Here is an 18410-nt window from a genome sequence, read left to right as displayed (position 1 = left end):
CAAATGGTCATGAGACTCTACTTCCGACTGGATGAAACTTGGGGCGCAGGTCATAGCTAATGTCCTTCCGTGGTGGGAAAGACTTGAAGAGAAGGCGCGCAATCAGCGTCATACTTTCAAGAATCCCTGAAACTTCTATTTTGTGGCCGGTGTACTTTTCTCATCAGCGTCATTGCGAGGAGCGAAGCGACGAAGCAATCCGGAGCGGCTGGCGCATGAGCAGGCGGCCTCTGGATTGCTTCGCTTCGCTCGCAATGACGGTTTGCGTGACGCAAGAACAAAAAAGATGTCACCCCGGCACTTGTTGCCGGGGCCCAATCCACGCTGCGGCAAAACGAGAGGCGAGTGGGTCCCGGGGACGAGCCCCGGGATGACACTTCTATTTGGGCAGGCATGGTGCGTTTCGTTCGCTCTGCGATCTCTGCGATCTCTGCGGCTCTGCGTGAGAAAAGAGGTCGGCACGCAGAGCCGCAGAGGACGCAGAGGGAGTTCGCGTCCGATGTTTTCCTCTCAGCGTCATTGCGAGGAGCGGAGCGACGAAGCAATCCGGAGCGGCTGGCTCGTGAGTGTGCTGCCCCTGGATTGCTTCGCTTCGCTCGCAATGACGGTTTGGGGAGAAGCTGCCGACTACGCTAATTGCTGCGGCAAGGAGCGCTGCGAGTGGGTCCCGGCTTTCCCCCTTCGCTCCTTCGGAGCTTCCGCCTTCGCTAGATGCTGCGGCGGACAGGTCGGGAGGCGGCCGCCGGGGTGACACTGAGATTTTATGTGAACCGGAGATTGCCGCTCCCCCTCACCCTTCCGCAGCCTGACGGCTGCTCCCTCCCTCTCCCCGAGGGGAGAGGGGTTAGAGGGCGTTTCCCGCCGCAAATCCCGAGGCCCAGGCCCATTGGAAGTTGAAGCCGCCGAGGTGGCCGGTGACGTCGAGGACTTCGCCGATGAAATAGAGGCCGGGGTGGTCGCGGGCTTCCATTGTCTTTGACGAGAGGCCGCGCGTGTCGACGCCGCCGGCGGTGACTTCGGCGGTGCGGAAGCCTTCCGTACCCTGAGGTTTGACGTGCCAGCCGTTGACGCTGTCTGCAAGGGCGCGGAGGCGCTTGTCGGAGAGGTCGGCGAGGCGGCCTTCGACGCCTGCCATGTCGCACCACCGGGCGGCGAGGCTTTTCGGCAGGAAACGCGACAGCGCCGTCGCCACGTCCTGCTTCGGCTGCGCGGCGCGGGCCGCGCGCAATTCGGCGAAGACGTCGTGAGCGGGACACAAGTTCACCACGATCTCGTCTCCCTCGCGCCAGTATGACGAAATCTGCAGGATGGCGGGGCCGGAAAGGCCGCGATGGGTGAAGAGCAGTGCCTCGGCGAAGCGCGTCTTGCCGCAGGCGACCGTCGCCTCCACCGAGACGCCGGAGAGGCCTTCAAGCTGTCCGCGCAGTTCCGGCCCGAAGGTGAAGGGCACGAGGGCGGGACGCGGCGGGATGACGGCAAGGCCGAACTGTTTCGCGAGATCGTAGCCGAAGCCGGTCGCGCCCATTTTCGGGATCGACTTGCCGCCGGTCGCGACGACGAGCGAGGCAGCCTCGAAGCGCCCGCGCGAGGTTTCGAGCGTGAAGCCGCGCTCGTTCTTCGAGACGGATTTCACTTCCGTTTCGAGGGCGATGGTCACGCCTGCCTTGCCACATTCATCGAGCAGCATGTCGATGATCTGTTGCGAGGAACCGTCGCAGAAGAGCTGCCCGAGTGTCTTTTCGTGCCAGGCGATGCCGTGCGCCTCGACCATGGCGATGAAGTCCTTCGGCGTGAAGCCCGCGAGCGCGGAGAGGCAGAAGCGCGGATTGTCCGAGAGGAAGTTTTTCCCGCTGGTGTGGATGTTGGTGAAGTTGCAGCGGCCGCCGCCGGAGATGCGGATTTTTTCGGCGGGCTTTTTTGCGTGATCGATGACGAGGACGCGGCGCCCTCGCCTCCCCGCCGTCAGCGCGCAGAAAAGGCCGGCGCCGCCCGCGCCGAGGATGATGGCGTCATATGTGGGGGAGGATGAGATGGCGGGCTCCGGAGCGTGGGGGTGGCGTGCGGGAGTGATAGCACGCAGAGGCGCAGAGACGCAGAGGAGAAAGGCGTGGATGGCCCGAATCGGGCCATGACGTCTTGGGGTGAGGCTGAGGGTCGTGTCCAGCGCCGCGGCAAGAGGCGCTGCGCGTGGGTCCCGGGGACACCGGCCTACGCCGGTGCAGGCAAGCCCCGGGATGACACTTCTATTTTTGGCTACGCCATGGACCCCGGCTTTCGCCGGGGTGACACTGATTTTTTATTGCCTTCAGTGGTTCAAAGAGAAAGCAGAGCGGCCTTAATAAAGGCCGCCGGTGCCGGAGCCGATGTCGCTGTCGCCGGAGCTGCCGCTTTCGGGGCGCGCCGGTTCCTCGCCGCCCGCGCCGGGGATCTCGTCGGTGGGCACGCCGCCATCGGGGATGGGGCCGCGCGCAATACCGTCCGGACCCGGACGGATGAAGGGGTCCTGCGGCGCGGCTTCACCCGGTTCGTTGTCGTTCGCGGGCGGGGTCATGCCGTCATAGTCTTCGGGCGAGAGCGGCGCACCGCCATCGAGCACGGCACCCTCGAAGGGAACCACGTAGGGCCGGTCCCTGTCATAGGTGGCGGACGGGTCCGGCACGTTGCCGAAGAGGCCGACGGAAGGCGCGGAATTTTCGGGACGCGGCTCGGTGCCTTCCTTGAAGGCTTCGAGGATGATGCCCGAGCCCTCGCCATTGGCGAGCTGGCCGGTCTTCGCGTTCACCTTCACCAGCGTGATGCCGGGCGGCACGCGGAAGGGAATGGCGGGCTTGCCGCCCACCGCATCCTTCATGATGCCGGCAAAGACGGGCGCGGCGGCGCGGCCGCCCGTTTCGGCGCGGCCAAGCGGATGCGGCTCGTCATAGCCGATGAAAACGCCGACGGCGAGATTGGGCGAGAAGCCGACGAACCAGGCGTCCTTGCCGTCGTTCGTGGTGCCGGTCTTGCCGGCAAGCGGCACGCCGACGGCCTTTGCCGCCGAGCCCGTGCCGCGCTGCACGACGCCTTCGAGCATGGAGACCATCTGATAGGAAGTCTGCGCGCTCGCGACCCGCTCGCGATCGTCCGGCAAGGCGGGGGGCGCGACGGTATCCCGGTCGAGCGGGTTTTCGCGCGCGCTTCTCTCCTTCGCCTCTTCCCAGGTTTCGTTGCAGGCGGGGCAGTCGCGCGTGTCTTTCCTGTAGATGGTGCGGCCGAAGCGGTCCTGCACGCGGTCGATCAGGGTCGGCGTGACGCGCTTGCCGCCATTGTCGAGAATGCCATAGGCGCCGACGAGGCGCATGAGCGTGGTCTCGCCCGCGCCCAGCGCCATGGAGAGCACGGGCGGCATGTCGTCGGTGATGCCGAAGCGGCGCGCATAATTCGAGACGGTCTGCGGCCCGACATATTGGGCGAGGCGCACCGTCATCAGGTTGCGCGAATGCTCGATGCCGAAGCGCAGCGTGGACGGCCCGTGGAAATTGCGTTCGTAGTTTTCCGGCTTCCAGAGGCCGAGATCGCCGCCCTGATCGAGCACGAAAGGCGCATCGAGGACGAGGCTTGCGGGCGTGAAGCCCTTGTCGAGCGCGGCAGCATAGACGAAGGGCTTGAAGGAGGAGCCGGGCTGGCGGAGCGCCTGCACCGCGCGGTTGAACTCCGACAGGCCGAAGCTGAAGCCGCCCTGCATGGCGAGCACGCGGCCCGTATGCGGGTCCATCGCGAGGGCGGCGCCGTTCACTTCCGGCACCTGTACGAGCGCGTAGTGGACGGGGTCCTTGCGCTTGTCGGCGAAGACGGGCTCCACCCAGACGACATCGCCGACGGAGACGACATCCGACGGCGCCTTCACTTCGGGGCCGAGATAGAGGCGGTTCACGCTGGCGCGCGCCCATGTCATTTCGGAGAGAGGCACCTTCACCTTTTCGACATCCTTCGAGAAGGTGCCATCGGCGAGGCGCTGCGGGCGGAGGCCGACGGTGATGCCTTCCTGCTTCACGTCGAGCACGGTGGCGAGCGTCCAGGGTTCGATGTCGGCGGGGACGGGCATGGCGGCGAGCGCGTCCTGCCAGTTCTCGCCCGCCTCCAGATGACGAACGGGACCGCGCCAGCCATGGCGGCGGTCGAAGGCGATGAGGCCCGCGCGGAGTTCGCGCGAGACCGTTTCCTGGAGTTTGGTGTCGATGGTGGTGCGGACGGAGAGGCCGCCTTCGTAGAGCTTCTCCTCGCCATACATGCCGAGAAGTTCGCGGCGCACCTGTTCGAGGAAATAGGAGGCGTCGCGGATCTGCACGCCGCGCGAGCGGAGCGAAACGTCGAGCCCGGTCGAGCGGGCTTCCGCCGCATCGTAGGAGGAGATGAAGCGCTCGTCCTCCATGCGCGAAATCACCCAGTTGCGCCGCGCGAGCGCGCGTTCGCGGAAGCGATAGGGGTGATAGTTGTTGGGGCCCTTGGGCAGGGTCGCGAGATAGGCGGCTTCGGCGATGGTGAGTTCGTCGAGCGGCTTGCCGAAATAATTGAGCGCGGCGGCGGCGACGCCATAGGAGCCGATGCCGAGGTAAATCTCGTTCAGATAGAGTTCGAGGATCTCGTCCTTCGTGAAGGCCTGCTCGAGGCGGATCGCGATCAGCGCCTCTTTCAGCTTGCGGTTCAGCGTGACGTCGGAGGAGAGCAGGAAGTTCTTGGCGACCTGCTGCGTAATGGTGGAGGCGCCGACGAGGCGGCGGTCCTGCATGACGTTGAAGATGTTGTCGATGACGGCGCGCATGATGCCGGTCGCGTCGACGCCGCCATGGGAATAGAAATTCTTGTCTTCCGCCGCGAGGAAGGCATCGACGACGCGGGGCGGAATGGCGGTGATGGGCACGTAGAGGCGGCGCTCGCGCGCGAATTCGCCGATGAGTTCGCCGTCGCCGCCATGGACGCGGGTCATGACCGGCGGCTCGTAATTGGCGAGCCTGGTGTAATCCGGCAGATCCTGATTAAGGCGCCAGACCATGTAGCCGCCCGCCATCAGCCCGCCGAAAAGAAGCACCAGGCAGACAGCGGCAACAATCGAAAGAACTCTCAGCATCGGGCGTCCGGCCCCCACTCGCTCAACATCCCTGCCCCGCATTTGCTAGGCACCAATTATGGCACGCACGAGGCAGCAAAACGACCTCGCCTGCGCGACATACATATAAAGCGCGTATTTACCAAGAAAGCGTTGCCAGGACGCGTGACAGTTTCGTCAGGAACCGTCAGCGGGGGCTTTTTCCAGGGCGGCGGGCGCCTGTCTTGCGCCAGGCGGCAGATCGGGTGCGTCCTGCGGCGCCGGATTGCGCTCGAGGCCGGCGATCAGACGCTCCATCTCCGCGATTTCCTTCTCCTGGGCGATGATGATCCCGTCGGCGAGCTCGCGGACGCGCGGGTCCTTAATGTGGGCGCGGCGGCTCGTCATGATGGCGATGGAATGGTGGGGGATCATCGCCTTCATGTAGGAAACCTGGTCCACCGTCTGCTGGCTGCGGACGAGCCAGAGCGCGAGGGCGAAGACGACGATGCTGCCGGCGGCGATGGCGAGATTGACGCCCCTGCGGTCATACATGGAGAGCATGAAGCCGAGCATGATGACCGCCATGGTCGCGCCCATGACGATCGCCATGTAGGCGCGGGTCTCGCTGAACCAGACATGGTCGAGCGCGTAGGTGTTCAGATACATCAGGCCATACATGACGATGGTGGCCGTGACGATCATGGCGCCGAAACGGACATAGCTCATGGGTTTCCTCCTCCGCGCGGCGGGAACGGGAAGGAAACGAATGACGGAGAGGCCGGTTCCGGAAGGATCTTCTAGTTGGGGCCCTCGGCCAGCCGGTCGCCGAAATAGCGGTCGACGGAGCGGGACAAGGTTTTCGCCATGGTGGCGCGCCATGTGGGCGAGGTGAGCTGCTTCTCGTCGTCCGGATTGGTGAGGAAGCCGAGCTCGATCAGCACCGAGGGCACGTCCGGCGCTTTCAGCACGACGAAACCGGCGAAGCGGTGCGCGGGGTCGAGCGTCGCCGTCTTCTGGCTCGCATGGTCGACGACGGTCTTGGCGAAGCGCGAGGAATAGTTCTTGGTTTCGCGCTGTGCGAGGTCGATGAGGATGCCCGTCACCTCCGGGCTTTCGCCCTGAAGATCCAGACCGGCGATGAGATCGGACTGGTTTTCCTTGCGCGCGAGCGCGGCGGCTTCGGCGTCGGAAGCATTTTCGGAGAGGGTATAGATCGACATGCCGCGGACATTGGGCTTCTGGATCGCGTCGGCATGGATCGAGATGAAGAGGTCGGCCTTGTGACGCCGCGCAATCGACACGCGCTCGCGCAGCGGGATGAAGATGTCGCTGTCGCGCGTGAGGTGGACGTCGTAGCGGCCGGACGCACGCAGTTCGCCGGCGAGCTGCTTTGCGAAGGCGAGGACGACGGCTTTTTCCTGCACGCCCGAGCGGCCATGCGTACCCGGATCGACGCCGCCATGACCGGCATCGATGACGACGACGCGGCGGCGCTCGAGACGCTCGGCGGGCGGACTCACCGGCACGGCGGCAATTGCGGCGGCGGGCGCCGCAGGCTCGGCGCTGGCGGGCAAGCCCGCCTTGGCATTGAAGCTCGCAAGATCGGTCGAGGCGAGATCGAGCACGATGCGGCGGCCGAAGCCCGCCTGCGGATCGAGCACGAAGTCGCGCGAAACTTCGACGGGCTGTGTTGCATCGAGGACGACGCGATAGGTGTCAGCCTCGAAACGGCCGTAGCGATAGCCGGAGACGAAGCCCTTGTGCTTGTCCGCCGGTTCCTCGACGAGGCGGAAGGGCACGTTCTTCACGTCGATGACGACGCGGAAAGGGTCCGAGAGCGTGAAGACGCGGTACTCGGCAGGGACGTCACCCGATAATTCCATGACGAAGCGGGTCTGATCGCCATGGTCGCCGATGCGGATGGAGGTGACGGCAGGGCCGCCTTCGGCGGGCGCGGCGGCGGCGGGCGCAAGCGGTACAGCCGTGCCCTCGCCGATCGCGCCGGTCGAAAGCGCGTCGTTGTCCTGCTGAAGAGAGGCTTCTTCTTCCGCCTGCGGAAGCGAGGCTTCGCGCAGCTCCCGTTCGAGGAGATCGGCAAGATCGTCGGCAAGAACCGGTCCCGCCGGGAGAGCGGCAAAGAGGCAAATGGCCAGAACCAGACCGAAGCCCGCCGCCATTCCCCGTCCGATTTGCCGGTAAAATCCCATAATATCCGCCGCCTTATCCCCTCGCGACCTGCCCGATCCGCCTGTTCCTCGCGGTTCCGAACGGTCCGGACGGGGTCCGGGAGAACGCCACACTGACGGGCCCAATGGCCTGCCTGCGGGGCCCCTGCCCCGGCGACGCCCACCGCTGTAAATCCGGAGGCGGTAGATGGAGTGCCAAACAAAGCACCCAAATCAGTAATGCACTGAGATTACTCTAGAAATGGTTACTTCGTCCAAAATTTACGAAGTTTCAACGGGTAGAATGGTTAATAACGGAACAGACAAGGGTTCCATCATGCCCTGCCATGCCGCTTGCCAAATCAGAGCGGCAAAAGGTAAAAACGGTCACCGCCGGTGAAGCTCCCCACGAAGGGTGTCCGGCGCACCGCCCCGGACCTTACGTTCCAGGCGGCTCCACGAATTCGGGCGACCCGTCGCGCAGCGGCCTGACCTCCCCAGGGAGGGAAGCCGGTAGCGGACAGCGCGAGCCCGGCGATTTCCACGAAAGGCGCTGTCCACTCACGGGCGCCGCCCGGTGACCGCCAAACGCGCATTCGAACGTTACATGCTCGCCCGCCCGGCTTCACGCCCGGCTCAGGCAAGCCCGCCGGCACCCGGCGCCTTGAGGGGTGCACCAAAGGTAGAGATGCACGACGCAGTCAGACAGCACGCCGACCGGCCGACCATCCGAGCATTTGCCCGGACCGGCTCCGGAAAGGCTGCGCCTCCGGCCGCGCGCGGTGTCCCCACCCATTCATTGCTTTCATTCCAGACCCCGTCCTCATCCGCCGCGGCGCGCCTTACCGGTGCCGGCACGGCCGACAGGACCCAAACAAGCGGCGCACCCGCGCGAACACCCGCACGCATGAAGATGCGGCGGCCTTCGCGCGACGGACTGCGCCACGGAGACGTTCCATATGGGAAAGAAAATGCTGATCGACGCGGCCCACCCGGAAGAAACCCGGGTGGTGGTCGTAAGCGGCAACCGCGTTGAAGAATTCGACTTCGAGTCAGAGAACAGGAAACAGCTTCGAGGAAATATCTATCTTGCCAAGGTGACGCGCGTGGAGCCCTCGCTCCAGGCGGCCTTCATCGAATATGGCGGCAACAGGCACGGTTTCCTCGCCTTCAGCGAAATCCATCCCGACTACTACCAGATCCCGGTCGCGGACCGCGAAGCCCTGCTGAAACAGCAGGCCGACGAAGCACGCCGCGAGCAGGAAGAGGAAGACGACGACGACGACGCGCCCGAAGCGGAAGCGCCGCAGGCGAAGGCCGGCGCCGAAGAAGGCGATGACGACGCCGATGACAATGGCGGCGACAACGGCTCCACGCCCGACAAGGGCGAGACCGAAACGGTTCTCTCCGACGAGACGATCGAGTCCGTCGGCGCGGAAGATGCGATGGAGGAAGCCGCGCCGCGCAAGCAGCGGATCAACTATCGCTCCTACAAGATCCAGGAAGTCATCAAGCGCCGGCAGATCCTGCTGGTGCAGGTCGTGAAGGAAGAGCGCGGCAACAAGGGCGCGGCGCTCACAACCTATCTCTCGCTCGCCGGGCGCTATTGCGTGCTGATGCCGAACACGGCGCGCGGCGGCGGCATCTCCCGCAAGATCACGGTCGCGGCCGACCGCAAGAAACTGAAGGGCATCGCCGAATCGCTGGACGTTCCGGAAGGCATGGGCCTCATCGTCCGCACGGCAGGCGCAAAGCGCACCAAGGCCGAAATCAAGCGCGACTACGAATATCTGCTGCGGATGTGGGAGAGCGTGCGCGAGCTGACGCTCAAATCGACCGCTCCCACCCTCGTCTATGAGGAAGGCAGCCTCATCAAGCGTTCGATCCGCGATCTCTACGACAAGGACATCGACGCCATCCAGATCGAGGGCGACGAAGGCTACAAGGAAGCGAAGAACTTCATGCGCATGCTCATGCCGAGCCATGCGAAGAACGTTCAGCCTTACAAGGAAAAGCAGCCGCTCTTCCAGAAGTTCCAGGTGGAGCAGCAGCTCGACGCAATGCTGAACCCGACCGTTACGCTGAAGTCGGGCGGCTATATCGTCATCAATCCGACGGAAGCTCTCGTCTCGATCGACGTGAACTCGGGCCGCTCCACGAAGGAGCGCAACATCGAGCAGACGGCGCTGAAGACGAACCTTGAAGCGGCCGAGGAAATCACGCGGCAAATGCGCCTGCGCGACCTTGCCGGCCTCATCGTGATCGACTTCATCGACATGGACGAGAACCGCAACAATCGTGCGGTGGAACGCAAGCTCAAGGATTGCCTGAAGACGGATCGCGCCCGCATCCAGGTGGGCCGCATCAGCCATTTCGGTCTTCTGGAAATGTCGCGCCAGCGCATGCGCTCCGGCGTGCTGGAAGGATCGACCGTGATCTGTCCGCATTGCGCGGGCACGGGCCTCGTGCGGTCCGTCGAGTCGATGGCGCTGCATGTGCTGCGCGGCGTCGAAGCGGAAGCGATCAAGGGCCGTGCGGCGGCCTTCACCGTGAAGGTTCCTGCAGAAGTCGCGATCTACATTCTGAACCAGAAGCGCGCCAACCTGCTCGACGTCGAAGAGCGTTACGGCACGTCGGTCTTCATCGAGGCGGATGCGACACTGGCGGGCTCCGACCACAAGATCGAACCGGCCGAAGCGCGCGCGCTTACTCGCACGCGGCCTGCGCAGGGCGCGATCAACATCGAGAGCGGTTACACCGAGGAAGAGGAAGAACCCGCCGTCGAGGAAATCGACGAGGAGGAATCCGAAGAGACGGGCGCCGACGCCAAAGCCGGTGACGGCAAGGAAGACGGACAGCCGCGCCGCAAGCGCCGCCGCCGCAAGCGCCGTCCCGCCGGCGAAGGCGATACGGCACGCGAGGCAAACGGCAGCGAAGACGAGGCAGAGGCGGGAGCCGCCGATGCCGAGGCGTCCGGCGAGGAAGACGAGGCAGAGGCCGCGCGCGACGACGGCGAGCAGACCGAACTCGGCGAAGACGGGTTGCCGCGCAAGCGCCGCCGCCGTGGACGCCGGGGCGGCCGCCGCAACCGCCGCAGGCCGGAGGATGGTTCCGCCGAGGGCGCGGAAGATGCCGGCCCGGAAGCGATTGCCGGAGACGGCGAGGAGGAAGGCCTGCTGCTCGAAGGGGCGCTGGAAGACCCGCTCGTAACCGGCGAGGCGCCCGTTCTCCTTTCCTATTCGCGCGGAGAGTTCGAGGCGGAAGATCAGTCCGACGACGACGACGAGGAAGCCTGGGATGCCGAGGCCGCCATGGAAGGCGCCTATGGCGATCAGGAAAAGCTCGCCGAGGCGGAGATCGAAGCCGACGACGAGATAGAAAAGGAAGACGTCCGCGAGACGGCAGAGGCTGACGAAGAGGCCGAAGAGCCGGAAGACGAGGATGTCTCCGAAAGCATCGTCGAGATGGCCGAAGCGGATGCCGACGTTCCGCCGGTTGGCGAGGCGCGCGAGGATGACGGGTCCGACCAGCCGACAAGGCGCGGCTGGTGGCAGCGGCGCTGAAGCGTCACGCCAGACAAGATAAGCAAAAGGCCCGGAGGGAACTCCGGGCCTTTCTGTTTCAGCGGCTATGCAATGCCGTCACTTGCCCGCAATGCCGGTGGCCGCCATGCCGTTGCCGCCGGGGTTGATGGCAAAGCCGCAGGAACCCGACGCTATGCCGTCCGGACAGACGATGGCATTCGCGGGCGAGCGCGCATCGGCCGGGCCATTCGCGAGCGCGGCGTTTGCCGCGTCGATGGTCGTTGCGTTGCGTCCGACATACTGGATGGCGGCAGCGCCCTTCGGCGCACCGGCGCCCGCGCCGCTCAGACGGACATATTCGCCGGTCGCGCCGGTGACGATGACGGGTGCGAGGAAGGCGGAAGCCAGACCCGCCACGGGCTGCGAGGGGCTGGCAGCAAGGACGACGCCCGTGCCCTCCGCGACCTTGCCCGAACCGAAGGCGCCGTTCATGGTGACGGCGCAGGCGACCGCGCCTCCCGCGCCGTCGATGGCCGCGAAGGCGGTGGAGCCGAAGTCGCGTTCGATATCGGCAGGCGCGCCGAGCTGGATCGCGGTGCGGCGCGCGGCTTCGGCAAGTTCGCCGGGGCCTGCATTGCCGATGTTCGACCAAAGCGCCGCGCCAAAGGCGCCCGCGCCGAGCGACCCGGCGGGGAGCCATACCTTCGAGGTGCCCATATCCGCGGATTGGGCGGCGATGAGTTCGGGGCGGTAGTTGCGGAGATCCTGGATGGAGAGCGCACCGCCTGCCTTGGCGGAAGCCTCGATGAGGCGCTGCGCCGTCTGGCCGGAATAGAAGCCGCCGACGCCCTGGCTGCGCACCTGGGCGAGCGTCGCCGCAAGATGGATGCGCGTCACGGTGTCGAGTTCGCCGGCGATGGCGCCCTTGTCGTTCGCAAATATCTTCTTCAGGGCGGGCGAAGCCTCGATGACCGATGCTGCGTCGGCGAGCTGGCGCGCGGTGGCACGCGAAACGGGCGTGCCCGTGGCCGCGAGACGCTCGGCGGGAGCGACGAGCGAGCCCCAGGGAAGCTTGCCATAGCGCGAATGAATGAGCGCGAAGCCGCGAACATTGCCGGGGACGGCGATGGCGCCGCCGCCTGCCGGGTTGCGCGTGAGGAAGGAGACGGTCTCGACGGTCTTCTTGCCTCCTTCATGCACGAGGCAGACGCCGCCGCCGCCAAGACCGGCGGCCGCGGGATAGGTTACCGAAAGGCCGAAATAGACGGCGGCCGCGGCATCGGCGGCATTGCCGCCCTGCTCCAGCACCTGGCGCGCGAGCAGCACCGCCGAGGGCTCATCCGCGATGACGGCGCCAGCGAACCAGGGATCGCGCGTGTCGGCCGCGACCTGCCCGGCCGTCGTGAGTCGCGCGCGGCGGTCCGCCGCCGTCTCGACGCCGTGACTCACCGCCGTCAGGCCGACCGGATCCCTCGGCCCTTCATCCGCACAGGCCGACAGACCCAGAATTACGGCGAATGCTGCCAGCGTCACTCCCGTGCGGCGCGTGCGACCCTCATAATTTAACCACATTCCGGCGCTTCTCCTGATGTTCGACATATCGGCTTTCGTCCGGCGACGGATTCAGCAATCGGCGCCGTTCTCTGTATGATGGGCATCGCTCACATTATCGTGCTGCCTGGCGAGATTGACGGGGTTGAGCCCCACCCCTACCGTTTAGTCGCGACATGCCCATAACGTCAACGCAGGCGCCGGAGCGCCGCAAAAAATCCCGCTGAAAATGGCGGGTGGGCGAGAGTGGCGCGAAAAGGGCCGCCGGGGAAGGAAAAGCGGAGCGACAAGGCTCCGGGAAAACGAGTAAAAGGGGCTGCTGGCCCCCCGTAAACGGGTTTAACGAGACATGTCATTCACGGATACCGGCGCGAATGCCGGCCTGAAGGCCGCCCTGAGATCGGGCTTGCGCGCTCTTTGCGCCCTGACAGCGGGCGCGGCGATGAGCCTCCACGCCGCCCTGCCCGCGGCGGCACAAGGCCGCATCTCGATCATCAGCGATGCCGAAACCGAGGCCATGCTGCGGGAATATTCCGACCCCGTGTTCATGGCTGCGGGAATCGATCCGGGCGCGGTGAAAATCCATCTCGTGAACGACAAAAACCTCAACGCCTTCGTGGCGAACGGGCAGCAGCTCTTCGTGCATACCGGCCTCATCACCATTGTGGATACGCCGTCGGAACTCATCGGCGTGATCGCGCATGAAACGGGGCACATGGCGGGCGGCCATCTCGTGAAGCGGCGCGAGGAATTCGAGAGCATGAGCATGCCGGTGATCGCCTCGATGATCCTGGGCGTGGGTGCGATCGCCGCCGGCCAGGGCGATGCGGGCATGGCACTCATCATGGGCAGCCAGCATATCGCGACACGGAGCCTCCTCGCCTTCACGCGCGAACAGGAAGCAAGCGCCGACCAGGCGGGCGCGACTTTCCTGCAGCGCTCGGGGCAATCCGGCAAGGGCATGCTCGACCTCTTCTCGTCGATGCGCGACCAGGAACTGCTGACCGCGAACCGGCAGGACCCCTATGCGCGCTCGCATCCGATGTCCGGCGCGCGCCTCACGGCGCTCGAAGAGCGCGTGAAGGTCTCACCCTATTTCGAGAAGCAGGATTCACCCGCACGCGTTCACGCCTTCAAGATGGTACAGGCGAAACTGTTCGGCTTTCTCGACGACCCGTCCGTCACGTTCAACCGCTATCCGCCGACGGACAAGAGCGACTATGCGCTTTATGCGCGCGCCGTCGCCTATCACCGTACCGGACAGCTCGACAAGGCGCTCGCCGAACTCGGGCCGCTCATCGAGAACCAGCCGAACAACCCTTACGTCTGGGAAGTGAAGGGGCAGATCTATTTCGAGAGCGGCAAGGTGGAAGAGGCGATCACCGCCTATCGCAAATCCGTGGAGTTGAAGCCCACGGACGAGCAGCTTCATCTCGGCCTCGGCCGGGCGCTGCTGGCGCGCGAGGATACGGACTCGACGCAGGAAGCGATCCGGCACCTGCAGATCGCGACGAAGAGCGGCGAGCAGGCCTTCGGCTATTATCAGCTTTCGATCGGCTATGGGCAGCTCGACGACATCGGCATGGCGGAGCTTTCGGCTGCGCAATATTACGATGCGCTCGGCGCCGTGGGCGAAGCGAAGGCCCACGCCATGCGCGCGCAGAAGCTTCTCAAGAACGGCAGCCCCGAATGGCTGCGCGCCCAGGACATCGCCATGCAGCAACCGCCGCAGCGCGGATGACCGCCCTTTCCTTTCTCCAAACGAAGAGTCCCATGTTTTCAAGTTTTCGCCTGCCGCTTGCCGCGTTTTGCCTTTTTCTTTTCGCCTTCACCGCGCCCGTCTGGGCCGCCGAGCGCTTCGACGCCAAGGACAAGGCCGCGATCGAGACCATCATCCATGACTATCTCGTCGAGAATCCCGAAGTGCTGGTGAAAGCCTTCGAGGAACTCGAGCGGCGCCAGGAAGCGGCGAAGCTCGCCGAGACGCAAGCGGCGGTCGAGAAGCACCGGAAGGCGATCTATGAGGACCCGGGCGACTATGTAGCCGGGAACCCGGACGGCGATGTCACGCTTGTCGAGTTCTTCGACTACCAGTGCGGCTACTGCAAGCGGAGCTTCGAGCCGCTGATGGACTTCGTGGAGAAGGACGGCAATATCCGGCTCGTGCTGAAGGAGTTCCCGATCCTCGGCCCCAACTCGCTGCTGGCGACAAAGGCCGCCATCGCCGCCAAAAAGCAGGGCCGCTATTTCGACATGCATCGCGCGCTCTACGAGCGCAAGGGCGAAGTCGACGAGGACGCCATCATGGCGGTTGCGGCCGGTCTCGGGCTCGACGTCGCCAGGCTCAAGAAGGACATGGGCGACCCGGCGATCCAGGATCAGGTGAGCCGCACCTACCGGCTTGCCGAGCAGCTGGGCGTCGACGGCACGCCCGCCTTCGTCGTGGGCGGCACGATGCATCCCGGCGCCGTCGACGAAGGCCGGCTTACCGAAATGATGAAGGAAGCGCGCGGAAGCTGAGGCGGCTTTCACAGCCTGCCGCCGGGCAGCAGACCCATCAGACCGCGACGCGGCGCACACACACTCTCAACCCAAACAAGAAGACCCCCTCGCCGGGGCAAGGTAAACATGCATACGAAGATCAACGAATTTGCCGCACACTGCGCGCGATACCGCAAGCCGGACCTCACCCGCGCCGCATGGCAGATCGTCACCACGGGCGTTCCCTTCATCGCGCTTTCGGCGGCGATGTATTTCAGCCTCCAGGTGGGCTACTGGCTGACGCTGCTGCTGGCGATACCGCTGGCGGGATGCGCGCTGCGCTTCTTCATCATCCAGCACGATTGCGGACACGGCTCCTTCTTCGCGTCGAAGCGGGCGAACGACATCACCGGACGCCTTGTCAGCGTGCTGACGATCACGCCTTACGCCTATTGGCGGCGGCTGCATGCGCTGCACCATGCCTCGTCGGCCAATCTCGACCGGCGCGGCTATGGCGACATCAACACGCTGACGACCGATGAATACCGGGCGCTGACGCCGATCCGCCGCCTCGCCTATCGCATCTACCGGCATCCGGCCTTCCTGCTCACGATCGGCGGGCCCGTTCACTTCCTGCTGCTACAACGCCTGCCGCTCACGCTCAGGCGGCCCGCATGGGAAATGTGGAGCAGCGTGATGTTTCACAATCTCGCGATCCTCGCCTTCTACGGCACGCTGCTGATCCTGCTTGGCTGGGTCAATTTCGCGGTGATGGTGGTGCCGGTGCTGGTGGCCGCCGCCGCGATGGGCGTCTGGCTTTTCTATGTGCAGCACCAGTTCGAGACCACGAGCTGGGACAAGAACGAGAACTGGGACCGCAACAGCGGCGCGCTCAACGGCAGCTCCTATTATGTGCTGCCGCGCGTGCTCGGCTGGTTCACGGGCAATATCGGACTGCATCATATCCACCATCTGTGCAGCCACATTCCGAACTACCGCTTGCGGGAATGCCTCGATGCGATGCCGGAACTGAAGACGATCAACAGGCTGACCATCATGGAGAGCCTCAAGACGGCGCGGCTGGCGCTGTGGGATCCACAGAGCCGCAAGTTGGTGAGCTTTCAGGGCGTCTGACAGCCTCGGCGCGGCGGGAACCGGCAGACAGGCCGCGCGTTCTTCTTCTTCAGGAGACGCAGTCGTGGCGACACCTCGCCGCGCGAGGGAACGGCCATGCTTGCCGATAGCGACGATCCGGAAAAGACATGGGAGAGCAGGTCCTATCCGATCACGGAGGACATGGGTCTTCAGCGCGTGACCTGGCGCGTCGAACGCGCGGGCTGGGTGGTGCTCGCCATAGTGACCCTTGCCGCGCTCCTCGGCGCCTTCTCGGAAGGCCCGCTGAGCAGCACCACCGCGACGGGCGCGGACGGCCAGCTGGAAGTCCATTACGACCGGTTCGCGCATCATGACGCCGGGATGCGCATGGAAATCGTGTTGCGGGAAGATGCCGCCCGGCAGGCAACCATCCGTCTCAGCCCTTCCCTGACGCGGGGATTCTCCATCGAAACGATCCACCCCGCCCCCGCCGAAGAAAGCGACGGCCCGGACGGCCAAACCTATGTCTTCAAGCCCACCGGTGGTCCGCTCCGCATACAGATCGATCTGAGGCCGAGGCAACGCTGGCTCCTGCGCGGCGAAATCGCCACCGCCGACGGCCCACCCGCTGCCGTAACGATGTTCGTTTATCCTTGAGAGGTTCAAATGGACGCTGTACTGCGCGCTGGCGCGATCTACATTTTCCTGCTTCTCCTGTTCCGGATTTCCGGGCGGCGCACGCTGTCGGAGATAACCACTTTCGATTTCATTCTCCTGCTTATCATCGGTGAGGCGACGCAGCAGGGACTTCTCGGCGACGACTTTTCGGTGACGAACGCCCTGCTCGTCATTGTGACCCTCATCGTCATGGATATAGCGTTGTCGCTCTTCAAGGAGTATGTGCCGATCGCGGGGAAGCTTCTCGACGGAATGCCGATGGTCCTGGTGGAAAACGGGCAACCTCTGCGCGACCGGATGAAGAAGGCGCGCGTGGACGAGTACGACATCATGGAAGAGGCGCGGCGAGCGCAAGGGCTCGAGCGGATGGACCAGATCAAATATGCGGTGCTGGAAGTGAGCGGCGCGATCAGCATCGTGCCGAAGGACTAGGCCGCGCGCTCCCTTTCCGCGTATGTTGGCACGGAAGAAAACGAGGGGGAGCGGGCGTGAAAAAGATCGAACTCGATGCCTACGGCGTGCCGGAAGACGTCGCGCGCTGCGTGGAGGCGCCGGATGTGGGCGCGCCCTCCCCTGGCGAAGTCGTGTTCGACGTCATCGCCTTTCCGATCAACCCGGCCGATATCGGTTTCTGCCGCGGCACCTATCGCATCAAGCCGCCGCTGCCCGCGACGCCGGGGGCGGAGTGCGTCGGCCGTGTCCGCGCGGCCGGCGACGGCGTCACCCATGTGAAGCAAGGCGACCTCGTCATCAATCTCGCGCGCGAGAACTGGGCGTCGGAACGGCGCGTGGCGGCGGAAGATGCCGTGCCGATCCCCGCCGGTCTCGACCTCAAACAGGCGGCGATGCTGCGTATCAACCCGCCGACGGCGCTGCTGCTGTTGAGCGATATCGTTGACCTGAAACCCGGCGACTGGGTGATCCAGAACGTCGCCAACTCCGCCGTGGGCCGCCTCGTCATCACGCTGGCGAAGGCGCGGGGGCTGCGCACGGTGAACGTGACGCGGCGCGACGATGTGTTTCCCGAGTTGAAGGCGCTCGGCGCCGACATCTGCCTCACCGACGGGCCGGACTTACCCGCCCGTGTGCGCGAGGCGACGGGCGGCGCGGCGATCCCGCTCGGGCTCGATGCGGTGTCCGGCGAGGCGACGGCACGGATCGCGGCATGCCTGCGCGACGAAGGCACCGTCTGCACCTATGGCGGCATGTCGGGCGCGGCGCCTGCCGTCACCGTCGCCGATCTCGTCTTCCGGGGCGTGACGTTTACCGGCTTCATGCTCGGCCGCTTCCTGGCGCGGCGTTCGGCGGAAGAGATCAGGGCGATCTATGCGGAGCTTGCGGAGCAGATGGCGAAAGGCGTCATCCATGCACCGGTCGACAGCGTCTATGCGATCGAGGATATCCGCGAGGCATTGATCCGGGCACAGACGGGCGGACGGCACGGGAAGGTGCTGGTGAGTGCGGGCGGGGATTTTCCTTGTAGGTAGCAGATCCAATACAACCCTTAGGTCGCCACGGTTACGTCAGCAACATGCTTGGCCGCCTCTAAGGAAGCTCTCATTCCCTCGAACGCGAATTCGATTCTTTTCTTTAAAAGCGCTTTTTGTGGTGGTGGAGCCTTTGCCGCGAGCCGCTTCAAGGTTCGCTCAAGCTTTAGAACCCAGTCATGTTCCGCCAAAAGCTTTCCACTGGCACTGTCGTATGAGTAACGCTCTTTCAGAGCAGCCATTAGACGCCGATCAATGCAGAAATCAGAGAGAAGCAAGTTAGCGAATCTGTCGACTTCAATATTCTTGACCTGCGCCCCAAGTTTCATCCAGTCGGAAGTAGAGTCTCATGACCATTTGA

Annotated in this window: 12 protein-coding genes; 7 read left to right on the top strand and 5 right to left on the bottom strand. The window is 64.8% G+C overall.

The annotated features are described in order from the left end of the window. Nucleotides 1-844: 844 nt before the first annotated feature. The 4 genes from ACKUUH_RS15650 to ACKUUH_RS15635 form a co-directional block, all read right to left on the bottom strand. Nucleotides 845-2032, bottom strand: a complete 1188-nt coding sequence (locus tag ACKUUH_RS15650; RefSeq protein ID WP_407950834.1) for an NAD(P)/FAD-dependent oxidoreductase — start codon at nucleotides 2030-2032, stop codon at nucleotides 845-847. Between the two features lie 303 nt (nucleotides 2033-2335). After that, nucleotides 2336-5107, bottom strand: a complete 2772-nt coding sequence (locus tag ACKUUH_RS15645) for a penicillin-binding protein 1A (protein ID WP_407950833.1) — start codon at nucleotides 5105-5107, stop codon at nucleotides 2336-2338. A gap of 156 nt (nucleotides 5108-5263) precedes the next feature. After that, the gene (locus ACKUUH_RS15640) at nucleotides 5264-5794 is read right to left on the bottom strand and encodes a DUF305 domain-containing protein (protein WP_407950832.1); all 531 of its coding nucleotides are present in this window, start codon (nucleotides 5792-5794) and stop codon (nucleotides 5264-5266) included. Between the two features lie 71 nt (nucleotides 5795-5865). Then, nucleotides 5866-7245, bottom strand: a complete 1380-nt coding sequence (locus ACKUUH_RS15635) for an N-acetylmuramoyl-L-alanine amidase (RefSeq protein ID WP_407950831.1) — start codon at nucleotides 7243-7245, stop codon at nucleotides 5866-5868. A 947-nt stretch (nucleotides 7246-8192) separates the two neighbouring features. Here ACKUUH_RS15635 and ACKUUH_RS15630 point away from each other — a divergent pair. After that, nucleotides 8193-10796 (top strand): ribonuclease E/G, encoded by a 2604-nt coding sequence (locus ACKUUH_RS15630; protein ID WP_407950830.1) that lies wholly within the window; start codon nucleotides 8193-8195, stop codon nucleotides 10794-10796. Between the two features lie 78 nt (nucleotides 10797-10874). On the opposite strand, the gene ACKUUH_RS15625 is transcribed toward ACKUUH_RS15630, so the two are convergent. Then, complete coding sequence (locus tag ACKUUH_RS15625; protein WP_407950829.1) at nucleotides 10875-12329, bottom strand: gamma-glutamyltransferase; 1455 nt, start codon at nucleotides 12327-12329, stop codon at nucleotides 10875-10877. Between the two features lie 328 nt (nucleotides 12330-12657). Here ACKUUH_RS15625 and ACKUUH_RS15620 point away from each other — a divergent pair, with 328 nt between their 5' ends. The 6 genes from ACKUUH_RS15620 to ACKUUH_RS15595 all read left to right on the top strand — a co-directional run bounded on the left by ACKUUH_RS15620 (nucleotide 12658) and on the right by ACKUUH_RS15595 (nucleotide 18049). Beyond that, on the top strand, nucleotides 12658-14049 hold the full coding sequence (locus ACKUUH_RS15620; RefSeq protein ID WP_407950828.1) for a M48 family metalloprotease: 1392 nt from the start codon (nucleotides 12658-12660) through the stop codon (nucleotides 14047-14049). Between the two features lie 32 nt (nucleotides 14050-14081). Beyond that, nucleotides 14082-14828: a DsbA family protein gene (locus ACKUUH_RS15615; RefSeq protein WP_407950827.1), complete on the top strand. Its 747-nt coding sequence runs from the start codon at nucleotides 14082-14084 to the stop codon at nucleotides 14826-14828. Nucleotides 14829-14936: 108 nt separating this feature from the next. Next, on the top strand, nucleotides 14937-15923 hold the full coding sequence (locus ACKUUH_RS15610; RefSeq protein ID WP_407950826.1) for a fatty acid desaturase: 987 nt from the start codon (nucleotides 14937-14939) through the stop codon (nucleotides 15921-15923). A 96-nt stretch (nucleotides 15924-16019) separates the two neighbouring features. Next, nucleotides 16020-16541 (top strand): hypothetical protein, encoded by a 522-nt coding sequence (locus ACKUUH_RS15605; protein WP_407950825.1) that lies wholly within the window; start codon nucleotides 16020-16022, stop codon nucleotides 16539-16541. 9 nt (nucleotides 16542-16550) lie between these two features. Continuing rightward, nucleotides 16551-16994 carry a DUF421 domain-containing protein gene (locus ACKUUH_RS15600; RefSeq protein WP_407950824.1) on the top strand — a complete coding sequence of 148 codons (444 nt, stop codon included), beginning with the start codon at nucleotides 16551-16553 and terminating at the stop codon, nucleotides 16992-16994. Between the two features lie 56 nt (nucleotides 16995-17050). Then, nucleotides 17051-18049, top strand: a complete 999-nt coding sequence (locus tag ACKUUH_RS15595) for a zinc-dependent alcohol dehydrogenase family protein (protein WP_407950823.1) — start codon at nucleotides 17051-17053, stop codon at nucleotides 18047-18049. The last annotated feature ends 361 nt before the right edge of the window (nucleotides 18050-18410 follow it).

It is taken from the genome of Parvibaculum sp., from assembly GCF_045863935.1.
Classification (GTDB): domain Bacteria; phylum Pseudomonadota; class Alphaproteobacteria; order Parvibaculales; family Parvibaculaceae; genus Parvibaculum.
The sequence above is the reverse complement of the archived record's forward strand: the minus strand, read 5'-3'. Positions and strand labels throughout refer to the sequence as shown.